The 13,449-nt window shown below is 37.3% G+C and carries 18 protein-coding genes and 3 pseudogenes; 14 read left to right on the top strand and 7 right to left on the bottom strand.

Translation table 11 applies throughout. The features are described from left to right. Positions 1-5: 5 nt before the first annotated feature. The 4 genes from gnd (at position 6) to JFV29_RS30355 (ending at position 2,052) form a co-directional block, all read left to right on the top strand. Complete coding sequence (gnd, locus tag JFV29_RS11380; protein WP_201183554.1) at positions 6-902, top strand: phosphogluconate dehydrogenase (NAD(+)-dependent, decarboxylating); 897 nt, start codon at positions 6-8, stop codon at positions 900-902. Between the two features lie 78 nt (positions 903-980). Further along, positions 981-1,484, top strand: a complete 504-nt coding sequence (locus JFV29_RS11375) for a hypothetical protein (protein WP_201183552.1) — start codon at positions 981-983, stop codon at positions 1,482-1,484. A gap of 108 nt (positions 1,485-1,592) precedes the next feature. After that, the gene (locus JFV29_RS31010) at positions 1,593-1,727 is read left to right on the top strand and encodes a hypothetical protein (RefSeq protein WP_274606936.1); all 135 of its coding nucleotides are present in this window, start codon (positions 1,593-1,595) and stop codon (positions 1,725-1,727) included. Between the two features lies 1 nt (position 1,728). Then, positions 1,729-2,052: an iron-containing alcohol dehydrogenase gene (locus JFV29_RS30355; RefSeq protein ID WP_342366551.1), complete on the top strand. Its 324-nt coding sequence runs from the start codon at positions 1,729-1,731 to the stop codon at positions 2,050-2,052. On the opposite strand, the gene JFV29_RS31370 is transcribed toward JFV29_RS30355, so the two are convergent. After that, positions 1,996-2,163, bottom strand: a complete 168-nt coding sequence (locus tag JFV29_RS31370) for a hypothetical protein (protein ID WP_342366548.1) — start codon at positions 2,161-2,163, stop codon at positions 1,996-1,998. The genes JFV29_RS30355 and JFV29_RS31370 overlap by 57 nt on opposite strands. Before the next feature lie 36 nt (positions 2,164-2,199). Here JFV29_RS31370 and JFV29_RS30345 point away from each other — a divergent pair, with 36 nt between their 5' ends. From JFV29_RS30345 to JFV29_RS11355, 4 genes are all read left to right on the top strand, one after another. Further along, positions 2,200-2,664 carry an iron-containing alcohol dehydrogenase gene (locus tag JFV29_RS30345; protein WP_242486847.1) on the top strand — a complete coding sequence of 155 codons (465 nt, stop codon included), beginning with the start codon at positions 2,200-2,202 and terminating at the stop codon, positions 2,662-2,664. A gap of 171 nt (positions 2,665-2,835) precedes the next feature. Continuing rightward, on the top strand, positions 2,836-3,348 hold the full coding sequence (locus JFV29_RS11365) for a type 1 glutamine amidotransferase domain-containing protein (RefSeq protein ID WP_201183550.1): 513 nt from the start codon (positions 2,836-2,838) through the stop codon (positions 3,346-3,348). A gap of 99 nt (positions 3,349-3,447) precedes the next feature. Next, entirely contained in the window at positions 3,448-4,164 is a 717-nt protein-coding gene (locus JFV29_RS11360; RefSeq protein WP_201183548.1) for an SDR family oxidoreductase, read from the top strand. 256 nt (positions 4,165-4,420) lie between these two features. After that, positions 4,421-5,311: an aldo/keto reductase gene (locus JFV29_RS11355; protein WP_207205134.1), complete on the top strand. Its 891-nt coding sequence runs from the start codon at positions 4,421-4,423 to the stop codon at positions 5,309-5,311. Positions 5,312-5,427: 116 nt separating this feature from the next. Here the strand turns inward: JFV29_RS11355 and JFV29_RS31655 are convergent, their stop codons facing one another. The 4 genes and pseudogenes from JFV29_RS31655 to JFV29_RS11340 form a co-directional block, all read right to left on the bottom strand. Then, a complete protein-coding gene (locus tag JFV29_RS31655) occupies positions 5,428-5,889 on the bottom strand; it encodes a GerAB/ArcD/ProY family transporter (protein ID WP_242489193.1) in 462 nt (153 codons plus the stop codon). After that, positions 5,841-6,459, bottom strand: a pseudogene (locus JFV29_RS31000) (GerAB/ArcD/ProY family transporter). Before JFV29_RS31000 ends, JFV29_RS31655 begins: the two are co-directional and overlap by 49 nt. A 103-nt stretch (positions 6,460-6,562) precedes the next feature. Then, a pseudogene (locus tag JFV29_RS11345) lies at positions 6,563-6,763 on the bottom strand (Ger(x)C family spore germination C-terminal domain-containing protein); the annotation flags it as partial. Between the two features lie 12 nt (positions 6,764-6,775). Further along, on the bottom strand, positions 6,776-6,967 hold the full coding sequence (locus tag JFV29_RS11340; protein WP_201183544.1) for a hypothetical protein: 192 nt from the start codon (positions 6,965-6,967) through the stop codon (positions 6,776-6,778). Between the two features lie 281 nt (positions 6,968-7,248). Here JFV29_RS11340 and JFV29_RS11335 point away from each other — a divergent pair, with 281 nt between their 5' ends. From JFV29_RS11335 to JFV29_RS11315, 5 genes and pseudogenes are all read left to right on the top strand, one after another. Further along, positions 7,249-7,683 (top strand): OsmC family protein, encoded by a 435-nt coding sequence (locus JFV29_RS11335; RefSeq protein WP_201183542.1) that lies wholly within the window; start codon positions 7,249-7,251, stop codon positions 7,681-7,683. Positions 7,684-7,892: 209 nt separating this feature from the next. Beyond that, positions 7,893-8,279 carry an isochorismatase family protein gene (locus JFV29_RS11330; protein WP_242486846.1) on the top strand — a complete coding sequence of 129 codons (387 nt, stop codon included), beginning with the start codon at positions 7,893-7,895 and terminating at the stop codon, positions 8,277-8,279. 152 nt (positions 8,280-8,431) lie between these two features. Further along, positions 8,432-8,959: a thiol peroxidase gene (gene tpx / locus JFV29_RS11325; RefSeq protein WP_201183540.1), complete on the top strand. Its 528-nt coding sequence runs from the start codon at positions 8,432-8,434 to the stop codon at positions 8,957-8,959. A 246-nt stretch (positions 8,960-9,205) separates the two neighbouring features. Beyond that, complete coding sequence (locus JFV29_RS11320; protein ID WP_201184277.1) at positions 9,206-9,343, top strand: hypothetical protein; 138 nt, start codon at positions 9,206-9,208, stop codon at positions 9,341-9,343. A 220-nt stretch (positions 9,344-9,563) separates the two neighbouring features. After that, a pseudogene (locus tag JFV29_RS11315) lies at positions 9,564-10,690 on the top strand (NADH-dependent flavin oxidoreductase). Between the two features lie 537 nt (positions 10,691-11,227). On the opposite strand, the gene JFV29_RS11310 reads toward JFV29_RS11315, so the two are convergent. Beyond that, the gene (locus tag JFV29_RS11310; RefSeq protein ID WP_157444554.1) at positions 11,228-11,377 is read right to left on the bottom strand and encodes a hypothetical protein; all 150 of its coding nucleotides are present in this window, start codon (positions 11,375-11,377) and stop codon (positions 11,228-11,230) included. Between the two features lie 281 nt (positions 11,378-11,658). Between JFV29_RS11310 and JFV29_RS30340 the strand changes: the two genes are divergently transcribed. After that, positions 11,659-11,802 carry a DUF3953 domain-containing protein gene (locus tag JFV29_RS30340; RefSeq protein WP_342214651.1) on the top strand — a complete coding sequence of 48 codons (144 nt, stop codon included), beginning with the start codon at positions 11,659-11,661 and terminating at the stop codon, positions 11,800-11,802. Positions 11,803-12,517: 715 nt separating this feature from the next. On the opposite strand, the gene JFV29_RS11300 is transcribed toward JFV29_RS30340, so the two are convergent. Beyond that, positions 12,518-13,339: an STAS domain-containing protein gene (locus JFV29_RS11300; RefSeq protein WP_201183539.1), complete on the bottom strand. Its 822-nt coding sequence runs from the start codon at positions 13,337-13,339 to the stop codon at positions 12,518-12,520. Positions 13,340-13,449: the final 110 nt, after the last annotated feature.

Genomic DNA, 13,449 nt, shown 5'->3' with positions numbered 1-13,449 from the left:
AGAGGATGCAAGTTGGATTAATCGGGTTAGGGAAAATGGGGATAAACTTAGGGAAAAATCTAATTGACCACAACTACGAAGTAGCCGCCTTCGATTTAAATGTTAATGCTGTAGAAGAAATCAGTAAGTACGGTGCTATAGAAACATCGAGTTTTAAGGAACTTATTAAAATCCTGGACGGCCCTAGAATTATCTGGATCATGGTTCCGCACGCTGTTGTCGATTCAGTTATAAATGAGATCACTCCATACTTGAGTAAAGGCGATATCATAATCGAAGCTGGTAATTCTCATTATAAGGACTCCATTCGCCGCTACGGCCAGCTAAAGCAAGTTGGTGTAAGCTTTATGGATGTTGGTACATCCGGGGGAATGGAAGGAGCGCGTAACGGAGCTTGTTACATGGTCGGCGGGGATTCAGAAGTTTGGAGTATGGTTGAACCCATATTTCGAGACACAGCGGTTGAAAAAGGATATTTATATGCTGGTCCAGCAGGCAGCGGTCATTTCTTAAAAATGGTCCACAACGGAATCGAGTATGGGATGATGGCTGCGATTGGCGAAGGATTTGAAGTACTGGAGAAAAGTGAGTTTGATTTTGACTATGAAAAAGTGGCAAGAGTATGGAATAACGGTTCAGTCATTCGTTCATGGCTCATCGACTTAACAGAACGTGCATTTTCTAAAGATGCAAACTTAGAACAAATCAAAGGAACCATGCATTCTTCAGGAGAAGGAAAGTGGACAGTGGAAACGGCCTTGGATCTGCAGGTAGCCACTCCAGTGATCGCCATGTCTCTTTTGATGCGCTACCGTTCTTTAGATCATGACACCTTTACAGGGAAAGTGGTTGCTGCCCTTCGGAACGAGTTTGGTGGACATGCAGTTGAAAAAAGCGATTAGGTTAATGTGGGATGGATTTTAGTAAAAAAGATTATTATATATTAAAACAATCCGCAAGGTGAAAAAGGGAGTGAAGTCATGAACGTAATGGATGCAAAAATCATTAGTACCCAATATGGTTTGGAGACGTATTTAGACGTTGTAAAAAGTGTTGATGTAAGAGAACTACATTATCCTACAGAGACAGAACCCTTTTTTGAAATCACAGTAGGGATAGAGTATTTTCTTTTAAAAGAAGAAAGATATTATGACAGTAGAAAGAATTATTTTCGCATCCGTATGGATTCCGATTTTGGTTCCGTAACGCTCGTAGAAACAAAAACGGAAAGTTTATTTGCAGTGAAAAATACAGGCGAGAAAGACGCAACAAAGAAACTTGTTGGAGAATGGCTTATAAAGACCCGGGCTTTCAAACAAGTTATAAATGAACTGATTGTTCAAAAGAAAATGGAAGACGTTCAAACAGAGGGGGATATTCAAGCAGTATTAGGAACCATAAGGTTCTTGGAGAAATTACTCGAAATCGAAGCAGAAGATATAGTAAGGACCATTGTTGAGGGAGAACCTGAATTTGTTCATTAGTAACATTTAAGATGATGGGAAACACTTATGACGTACTCAATTTTAAAAAAATGGATAAGGGAACCTTAAAGTTGCTAATTTCACCACAGAAAAGGAGAATTTACACATATGAATCGATTTACTTTTCCGAGAGATGTTTATTTTGGAGAAGGATCCTTAGAAGTTTTAAAAACCCTTGAAGGGAAAAAAGCGACGGTTGTTATTGGCGGTCAATCGATAAAAAAAATCCGGTTATCTCGATAAAATCCAAACTTATTTACGAGAGGCAGGCATTGAGACGCAACTAATCGAAGGTGTTGAAAACGATCCATCTATTACAACCGCTCAAAACGGCGGCAAGAAGATGGAAGAATTCCAGCCGGATTGGATCATTGCTGCCGGCGGCGGATCTCCGCTTGATGCGGCTAAGTTGATGTGGATTTTTTATGAAAACCCCGAACTGCCATTTGACCAAATCAAGGCTCCAAATGTACTGCCAACATTGCGTGAAAAAGCTCGCTTTATTGCCATTTCAACTACTAGCGGAACAGGCAGTGATGTATCTCCATTCTCCGTTATTACGGACTAGGACTGCGGATTTTTCAATATTTTCTACCACTTGCCTAATCGACTGCATGGCCAGCGGATCAGTAAAAGAGTTGTGCAGGGTGGATACATATGCCTCAATGCCATGTGTCAATGCATCCTCCCCGTATAGGCTACAATCGAAGCAGGCATGGAATACGTCAGTTCAGGATCAACGATTGCAATGTCAGGCGTAATTTCATATCCAAAAACCGGATACTTCACTCCCTTATCAGGTGACAAACAGGCAAGGGCAGAAATGCATTATGCCCAGGCCATAGCCGGCATGGCCTTTTCCAATGGATTTTTAGGAATTGTCCACAGCTTAGCCCATAAGAGCGGAGCCATTTTTGAAATTCCGCACGGTACAGCAAATGCACTCTACTTGCCATATGTGATTGATTATAATAGAAAGGTGGAAAGCTTAAGATATGCGGATATTGCAAGGATGCTTGGTTTAACCGGAAATACGGATGACGAATTGATTGACTCGTTAACAGACCTCATCCGTCGTTTAAACAAATCTTTGAATCTGCCATTAACACTAAAGGAATTTGGTGTGGGAGAAGCAGAATTTGAAAAACACCTGAACCAAGATGGCAGCAGGAGCTGTTGAGGATCCTTGTACTCCATCCAATCCACGAGAAGTATCGGTGGAGGATATGAAAAAAATCTATATTGCGGCTTACAACGGAGATAAAATCAACTTCTAATGAAGATAATCAGAACATGGTACGGAAATGAATATTTTTACTTCTGTTCTATGATTTTAAGGAGGTTAATGAACATGAGTAAAAAAATCGCTACGCTTATAACAAACCTATTTGAAGATGTGGAGTACACTGAACCAGTACAAGCCTTTAAAGAAGCTGGTCATGAAGTTATCACGATTGACAAACAATCAGGGAACGAAGTAACTGGTAAAAAAGGCACAACCGTAAAAATTGATAAATCCATTGATGAAGTTCATCCTGCAGACTTTGATGCGTTGCTTATCCCTGGTGGATTCTCTCCCGATTTATTGCGTGAAGACGATCGTTTTGGGGAATTTGCAAAAGTATTTATCCAAGACGAAAAACCCGTTTTTGCCATTTGTCATGGACCACAAGTGTTAATCGATACAGACCTTTTAAAAGGTGTCGACATCACTGGCTATAAATCCATTCGCAACGATTTGAAAAATGCTGGTGCAAATTATAAAGACGAAGAAGTTGTCATCAGCAAAAATATTGTAACAAGTCGAGAACCAAAAGATATTCCAGCATTCAATCGTGAATCACTAAAACTTTTAGCTAAATAACAATGGTGATGTAAAAACTTAAATATATCTAACTTGCGGATTCTTTAATCAGAATCCGCAAGCTGGTTAAACAAACGTATGAATAAAGGAGGAATTACGTTGTCATTAAAAGGAAAAAGAGTGGTTGTTTTAGGAGGTACATCTGGTATTGGTTTAGCCGCTGCTAAGGCGTTTATCGATGAATCCGCTCAAGTCATTATTGCTAGCCGTTCTGCTTCAAAATTATCTGACGCAAAAGTGAAGCTTGGTGGTAACGTAGAGGGCTATGAAATCGACTTTCGCAGCGAGGAAAAGGTTGCTGACTTTTTCAAGAAGGTTGGAAAATTTGATCACCTAGTGGTTACTGCAGGTGAAGGCGCAATGGGTCACTTTAGCGAACTGCCTGTTGCAACAGTAAGAGAGGCTTTTGATAGTAAGTTCTGGGGGCAGTATATTTCGGTTCGTGCTGCTCTTCCATACTTGAATAATGAAAGTTCTATTACATTAACTTCTGGTGTATATGGTGTGCGTCCTCCTCAAGGTGCAACGACTCTAGCTTCCATTAATTCAGCAATCGATGGATTAGTACGAGGACTTTCAGTAGACCTGGCACCTATCAGAGTAAACGTGGTATCACCTGGTATCGTTGACACTCCTCTTTACGGCGGAATTCAAGAAGATGAAAGACAAATTATGTACCATGGGATTGCTAAGCAATTACCTGTTGGACGTGTTGCTCAACCTAAAGATATAGCTGAAACCTATGTTTACCTAGCGAAAAATGGGTTTACAACTGGCACATCGGTTCTTATCGATGGAGGAGCTCATCTGATCTAATCCATTGATATCAAAGTCGATTGATAAATTGATTTAGAATAGAAGTGGTGAGGTTGACTCAAAGTGTCAGACACTTACAGACCACCCTCACTTTCTTTGTTTTTTTGCACAGACGGAAGCAGTAATGGCCATATCATGCAATAAAGAATGGCTTTGTTGGTTACGGAAATTCTAAATATATGCGTAGTTTATACGAAGAGACGTTAACATTCTACTTCTATGATACCCAAATACATAATAGAAAGGGTAGAGCCTAATGGATGAAAAGAAAAGAGCGGAAATTAAAAATGCATTAGCCAAACACGTGGTAACCCTACCTGACGGCACTTCTTTACCTAGTTTAGGACAAGGAACATGGTACATGGGGGAAAATCCCCAAGTGAGAGACAAAGAAATAAAAGCCTTGCAGCTCGGCGTAGAATTGGGCATGACACTTATTGACACTGCTGAAATGTACGGAAATGGCGATTCTGAACGCTTAGTTGGCGAAGCCATTAAAGGACGCAGAAATGAAGTCTTTTTAGTCTCAAAAGTGTATCCCCATCATGCAGGTTTAGATATAATTTCAAAAGCATGTGAAAACAGCTTAAAACGACTCGGAACAGACCACTTGGACTTATATCTTCTCCACTGGAGAGGACATGTTCCTTTAGAGGAAACAATTGAAGGAATGGAAAAACTACGTGAAGAAGGGAAAATTTTAAGATGGGGCGTCTCTAATTTTGACACGGTTGATATGGAAGAGCTATGGAACACCACAAATGGAAAAAATTGTGTAACAAACCAAGTGCTATACCATTTAGGTTCAAGAGGAATCGACTTCGATCTCTTACCATGGCAGCGTGAACATAACATGCCAATCATGGCCTACAGTCCCCTTGCTCAAGGAGGCTCTTTAATAAGACAGCTTTTAAACGATCCAGCTATTCATGATATTGCTGACAAATACAATGTCCAACCATTACGAATCGCTCTTGCTTGGACCATCCGTTCGAATAACGTCATCTCTATTCCAAAAGCGGTTCAAGATGAACATGTTTTAGCAAATGCTGAAGCAGCAACAATTGAGTTTACTGAAGAAGATCTCAGTAGAATTGATCAAGTATTTCCTAAACCTACTAGGAAAATGCCATTGGATATTATTTGAAAATTCACTTTAAAGAGGGAATATTGTTGGAGTTGCTGACAATCTAATAAGAATTTCAAAAAAACTGTGTAGAATTTATTCCATACAGTTTTTTTTATCGGGGAAATTTAATATCCTTATCGAATTATTCTCGCATCAAAACCCTTTTTAGTTAGTTTTTGTTTAATGTTAATCGTTAAAAAGAGAAAAGGGACATACAAATATATAAAATAGAAGCCAACAGATGAGTATAAATCAGCTAATCGTTCTATCTGTTTATGGCTCTCTAATACATTAGAGAACAAAAAGAATAAAAAGAGGCAAATGAATAAGCTGATACGTTGTTTGATATTTACTAAATTTTTGAGTCCGCCGCAGACTGCCCATAGATGCCCGCTAATATGAGGCAATACGACAAGGAACCATAAGGAAACGACAATATATTCGACTCTTTCTATGAAAGGCATTTCCGCAATTTTAAGTAAAGTTAAGGTCGGCCAAATCGTATGTTTGAGATGCTCTTCATTAAAGAAAACAAAAGTAATGATTGTTATGGAAGGGTATAGAAGATTGTAAACAAAACCCCGAAACGGGCCCATTTTTTTGATTTTTCAGGGTTCTTGATAAATGGATAGAACATGAGTAGAGTCTCAAAGCCAAGAAACTGAAACACCATCGTTTTATTTTAGATGATCCTAATATTTCCTTAACCGAATGATTAAAAAGAGGCAGTAAATGATTGAATTGGGCAAATTTTAAGGAAAAGAATAAAAGGGGAAACAGAAAAACAAAAGGTATAACTGTTCTCCAGAAACACACCACGGTAATCACACGAAACCCAATGGAAGCAATGTAATAAAGAAGGAATAGAAAAATCACGCTTATTTACCATGTCTTCATTAAAGGAAACATCCAAACTTGAACAACCTCAATATAAACACGTAAAACAATCAATGCCACTACAAGAAAATAGATGATGATAAAAACGTTTAATAACCCGCCAATCCATTTCCCAAAGCAAAATTGATGGATATAAATGATATCGTTATTAGCAATTGTAAGAAGAGATATGTCATCCAAACTAAAACATGAATGCTTATACTTGATAATAGGACGGAAATCCATGCATCGTAACCGGCACTCTTTATAATATCTCTTTGAAAACCCATGATTCCCACACCAATAATATTAGAGTAAATCAGAAATAAAAAGAAAAAAGGAGATACTAAAAATCGTTCATCTGTTAAAGTGTGCACCTTATTCCTCTCCTCTTCAAAAATGAAATCCATACTCCCCGACACCTGTTTGTATAATATTCACCTTTGTATTGACTGTAGTTTTGAGATGGGGATACATATCCTGAAACCGGCTATAATTCCACTTTCTTGATTTTGCTCTAACCATGTCTCCAAACCCGATTGGATCTACTTGGTATTCTTGAAACAACGAGATTAATTGCGGGACTTCTTCATTAAAATGTTTATTCTAAAGATTTTCCATTTTTGGGATATCTTTATTTGCGGTTACATTAAGCCAAGGCGGGACATCTTTTATCTGAGTATTCATCGTTAAATCGATAGATATTTTCGGAACTTGAGCGGTTTGACTAATTGTATAATGAGCTTTTGCATCCAGATTCATCATAATCATATGCCCTTTCATTCCTTCGTCATGCATAGCCGGTTTTGCTAAAGGAACGGGTCATGGCCCTTTTGTCAATAAATCCAGTACTTCGTGCTTTCTTTGAAATCTTACGAATAAGCTAACTTTCGTAAATAACCATGTCAATCTATTAAATTTACGCCGCTAGTTGTTCAAGAGGGAAGAAGATCACCATACCAATAAAAGCTCGTAGCAGAAATTAAAAAAGTAAATGAAAATACCTCTATCATAGAGTAAAAATATACGTGAATAGGCAAGATATTTATGCAGTTAATTTATTTGAGGGAGTGTTAATTATGGCTGATATGAAAATAAATGTGAATGCTATTTGGGATGGTGGGGTAACAGGGAATGGAACCCTTAAAGCGGAGTATCTTGATACAAAAATCGCTATTCCAACATCATTAGGAGGTAGTGGTAACGGAGCAAATCCAAAAGAGGTTCTCGTTGCTTCTGTAACAACTTGTTATGCAGCAACACTAACATTTGTGCTTGAAAGCAGAAAACTTCCTGTGGCGAAACTTACAGTGAACTCTGAGGCAAGTATATCTGATAATGAGTTTAAAATTATCCATTATCCTCACATCGTTTTATCTGCTGGCGCGACAGAAGAACAAATTCAATCTGCACAAAGAGCGACAGAAGCAGCAGATAAAGGGTGCGATGTCGGAAATATATTGAAAAAAGCAGATGTTAAAATTGAAGTTCAAGGTAAAGTTTCTGTGAAATGATATGATTCACTCAAAGATGTAGCAGTTAATTTTTAGAATTTTCAAATATAACGGTTCTTTTAAAATTAAGGCGGCGGTTCTGCTGACTTTCTTATGTGAGGAAATAGCTAAAATTGAGCATTAAGAATTAGTAGTAAACATTCAACTTTTAATACTATTACTACCCTCATGATAAAAACTGGAAAATTAAAGGTGCGGGAGAATCAATGATGCAGGAAAACAATATGTTCCAAAGCAAAGGTCCTCAAAAACAGATTGAATCTGCATCAGGAGCTGACTTTTACGAGTCATTTAAACCATATCTCGAAGACGACAAAACAATCATCACAAGCCCACATAAAATCTTTGGTCCAGAATCGAATGATTTAGTTTTACAACTTCGTAAACGTGGCATTAACACGGTTATTAGTGGAGGAATGAATACAAACCTATGTGTTGACTCCCATATGCGTGAATTAGTAGAACAAGGCTTCAAAGTTTATATCGTGAGTGATGCAACAGCTGCTCCTGGTAAAGATGCATTCAATGCAGGAATTGTAAACTTTGGATTCGTTCAAGTGGTGTTTGGACAACTCAAGAAGCCATCGAGAAATTAAACTCTTAATTCGGTTACGGTAAACGCTCCAAATAGTTGAAGTCGGATATCATCCTGTTTAAGTTGATATCCGACTTTTTGTTATTCGAAGAATAACACATTAAATAAAGTACACTATATAACAAAATTAGATAAATATTGAGGGTATTAGGTATGCCAATTGAAAGGGAAAATTCAATTACATTTGGTGGGAAACCTGTAACTCTTATCATTCAAGAATTAAAAGTTGGAGACATAGATCCTGATTTCATTGCACTTTCAGAAAATTTACAGCCATATTCATTGAATGACGACAAAGGAAGCGTTCATTTGATTAGTGTGATCGCTTCTATAGATGCAGCTGCAGGTATTTGCGATATGCAAACTCGGAGCTTTAATGAGGAAGTTGCAAAAATGGATAACGTAGAATTTCTCTCTGTAAGCGTAGATTTACCATTTGCTTTATCTCGCTGGCGTAAAGCAGCCGGTCTTGAGAAAGTGAAGATGCTGTCTGACCACCGTGAACTTTCCTTTGGTGAAGCCCTTGGCGTAGCGATGAAAGAACTTCGTTTGTTAGCGCGTGCAATCATTGTTCTTGATAAAGACAATAAAGTAACATATGTGGAATACGTAACTGAAGCGACAAACCATCCGGATTATGCCAAAGCAGTCGTAGCAGTGAAAAATGCGGCAGATCAATAATCACTTTTTTGTTCAATTTTATTGATCTTCCACAATCGAGGCATTATCTACAGTATGGAAAAAAGCCCAATTTCTCAATTTAATGCTGAGAAATTGGGCTTTTTAATGTTGGTATTTCCTTAACGTTGTAAATTCGCGTTTTGCTGGTGGTAACCCATCGCCATCAAGCTAAGGTGAATTTGTATCATCATAACGAAAAAAACGCTATTCTTTTTGTAGAAATATACAGGAAGGATGGCGTTTTCTATGAGTTTTTCTGTTTCAGACGAAATGAATCTCTTTTCTCAAGAACTTCAATTAGCTAAAGAAGTTGGTTTTGTTCAACATACAAGTAAATATCAAGCACAAGAATTATTTGCTTTTCACCCAGGTTTACGATCATAAGGCCCGCCTCCATTCCTGTGAAATATTGGCAGAAATTACTCAGCTAAAATAGGTCAAAACTGGCCGATCCTTATGGCAAGCTTTTAATGTATCTCTATAAATTTTTTTGTATAGAATATAAAAATGTGCCTGTCAAAGAAATTTTTGTAGTCTATGTTATCCATTTGTTAAATAGCAAAATCCTTTAACAAACTTGATGTAAACAAAAGGAGAAAAAGAGATGAATCCAAAATATGAAGCTGCTTTTAAACCATTTATCTTCCGTTCTGGAGTTGAAATAAAGAACCGTATTACAATGGCACCCATATCTACACAAGAGCACATGAAAATGGTGAAGTATCAGACGAAGAAGTTGCGTATTATCAAGAACGTGCCGGTGGTGTAGGAGCGGTAATCACCGCATGCACATACGTCACCAGGAATGGAAAAGGATTCCCGGGTGAATTTGGTGCAGATTCCGATTACTTAATCCCTAGTTTAAGACGTGTGGCGACAGTTTTATACAGGAATAAGGTTCAAAGGCGATTTTACAAATTTTATGGGGTGGCAGAATGTGCCCGCCTGAAGAATTGCTCGATCGTCAACCAATTGCTCCGAGTGCGGTAGCAGCGGAACGGGACGATGCCGTGGTACCTCGGGAAATGACAGCAGACGAAATCGATGAAATTATTAAAGCATTTGGTGAAGCAACCAGAAGAGCAATTGAAGCTGGGTATGATGGAGTTGAAATCCATGGTGCCAATACGTATTTGATTCAGCAATTCTTTTCTCCACACTCAAATCGCAGAACTGACAAGTTGGGTGGGTGGAACGCTGGAAAAACGTATGTCCTTCCCGCTTGCTGTAGTTGACGACGTTAAAAAAGCAGTTTTAGACCATGCAACAAAACCTTTTATCATCGGCTATCGGTTATCGCATGAAGAAAGAGAGAATCCTGGCATCACCATGGAAGAAACGTTGGAATTAGTGGACAAGTTAGCGGACCAGGACCTGGATTATCTCCATAATTCTGTCGGCGGCTTTTGGAACGGATCAATCCGTGATGATAACATCAGACATCCCGAGTTGTTATGATCCATGAGCGTGTCGGCGATCATGTTCCTGTGATGGGTGTTGGGATGCTGCGGGCACCCGAAGAAGTGATGAAAGCATTTGAAACAGGTGTACCCTTTAATCGCTTTAGGGAGGGAATTGATAATGGAACCTCAGTGGGTACAAAAAGTACAAGCCGTTGAAGAAAACAAAATCCGTACAACATTATCTAAAAAAGATCAAAAAGAACTGGCTATTTCTGATAAAATGTGGGAGTACTATACTGGCATCCCTGGCTGGCTTCCTATTGTATAAGGAGTTCACTTATCTCATTCCATCTCTGCTTCCTTGAATTGTTCAACAAAAAATGGGAATCGTGATGATAATTGTCCTTGCTCAGCAAGTATAAGAATATACCTTATACTAAACAAGACGGAACATTTTAGAGGGAAACCATCTTAGTGGTTTCCCTCCTTTATTGAGTATTGGAGCAGAAAATCAGCCATAGTTCATTTGTTTATGACTAGAAGTTATTGTTAATATATAATCAACAATAGACGCCCATAGAAAGGATTGGATCTAAAGTAACCTGGGATTAAAAGATAAAACGGCACTCGTGACAGGCGGCAGTAAAGGTATTGGAAAAGCATTGCAGTAGAGAGGTGCATCGAACTTTATGTTCGTTTTCTCTTCCAGCAACCCCTAAATAATGCATTAAACGGATGGTGTGATTCAGGATCCGTTGCAGCATGGCAGGGTAATATCCCTAAAGCTTAATAAAACCAGTACACAAACATTTTTATTATATTGAATTGTCCATCTTACCTCAGCGAGAACCAACAACGTATTTACTCATTTTTTTTCAAATGTAAATACTGATTTACTTCCTGATAAAAAATACTTAATTTCCTCTAACAGTATTTCCGTTTTGATAGCAATCTGAATGAGCTCATCCAATTCTTTATCAAGTCTTACGACTGGGTTATTTGTCTGAAGTAACAAAACTATTTCTCCTGAGGTAATAACAACATCCTGGCAATGCCGTAGAACCATCGATTTTCCATCTTAAGCTTAAATTGGAGAAAAAGTACCCCTTATCATTTATAAGGCTATTAATAAAAGTTAGGATTTGTTCTTTAAATGAGTTCGTTTATTTTATAGTTTGGGTATGTTTTACATAATAGATTGCGAAAAAAATGGGGGGATATGATTAGAATTATCTTAGCAATAGCTGTTATTGTTCTATCAAGTTATAGTTTAATAACTGAATCTAAACCGAGTTAATGCCGTATTGTATGTTTTTCTTAGGGACACTTATATTGGAAATAGGTTTAGCAGAACTTCAAAAAGACAGAAAAGGCTTTGTGGGATATATGAGCATTGTTATCTCTTTATTTGTTTCCATACAGGATTTCTTAATGCACTAACGGGTGCTTTAATTCAATAAGAAAGGTTGCTGAGGTAGTCTTTTTATTATGGCACTAAAGGGGCAGGTTTGTTACAAGTGTAGTGTATTCGTACTGTATAGCTACATCGAATAACAATACTTTTAATCATTAGTATGTTATATTTAATTAGAGTTAAAATTAGAATTATATGGGGCACCTCCAGACTTCTCTTAGTCATCTTCCCTCTGTAATAGAAGAGAGACTAAGACGATATGTCCTTAAACCACATTAAAACAATGTTAGAAACCTTAAAACAGTATACTAACTGTGAAATAACATTAACTTTCAAAAACAAAAATGGTATACCGTTATTGTCTGTATGCTATGACAATAATTGTTATGAACTAACACATTTGGATACACAAATTATCGAAACCTGTGACGATATAGAATCTACTATCTCAGCTATTGATAAAGTTATGCAAGATAGTTCTAAAAAAACCTCTAATTAATAGAGGTTTTTTTGTTTCACAGTTTGTTTTGTCAGCTCTTTCTTTATGCTACTAACCGGGCATTTTTTAGTTGAAGATGAAAATGAATTGATTGATGTTGAATTAAATACTAAATACCCTCACTATAGTTTTTATACCGAGATGTAACTGCGGGGCAGGAACAAATATTTAGACAGTTGGTCAGAATATAGCCAATTAAAAAAAGAGTCGGCAAAGCGACCCACCTCTAAGATTCTCCGTGTTTAACTTAATAAGTATTTATTCAATGCTTGTTGTAAAGTTCCCAATGTTTGTGCTTTTTCATTTAATCTTATTCCTACGTTTATCATTTTTCTAACCACTTCAGCTCTTAACCCGGTAATCACGGTGGTACATCCCATTAATGAAGTGCCGTCAATAATCTTCATTAAATGATCAATTACTTCAGGCTCCATTTCCATAATTCCAGATAAGTCCATAATCAATGTTTGAATACGTAATTTTCCAATCTCTATTAAAACTTTTTCCTCGAGAATATTCGTTCGGTAAAGATCAACCGCACCAATTAAAGGTAAAATACATATAGTGGGTGTTATTGGTATTATAGGCACCGAAAGATTTTCAACCAATTCTTTTTGAGCCATTATCAATGAATCTTTGTATTGAGAATAGGTGATAAAAAAAACATTTAAAAACCTGTCTACTTGATTATTTACCTTTTTTTCTACCGAAAAAAATTCTTCAGTTAAAGCCTTATTCGTTACCTCATTATATTCTTGTAGGAACTTCCACAAGGTTCTTCGAATGGCTTGCACCCACTCTAATTTGAAAGATAATGGTATTGCGTGTGTCGCCCAAGCTATACCTTCTTGCTTAGCAAATGATTGAAGTTCTTGTTCTTTACCCTCAATAATGTATTGAATCAGACTATGGGCATTAGTTATCAGGTCAATATTACCGACCGTTAAAATTTCTTCGATTTTTTCTTTCACATTAGATGCTTCGTTTAATAATGAATCTTCAAAATCCTCTTTATTTTCTTGGATGAATTCCAGAAATTTATATGTATCTAGCGACCCCTTCATAATCTAATCCTCCTATTTTTTATATGCCAAAACTCCTATTACCCGGTTCTTTTAATTACTAAACACGTTTATACCATAAGCTTCTAATTTAAAGGGAAAATGGATGTATT

The sequence above is a fragment of the Peribacillus sp. TH16 genome (assembly GCF_016651095.1).
Classification (GTDB): Bacteria; Bacillota; Bacilli; order Bacillales; family DSM-1321; genus Peribacillus; species Peribacillus butanolivorans.
The sequence above is the reverse complement of the archived record's forward strand: the minus strand, read 5'-3'. Positions and strand labels throughout refer to the sequence as shown.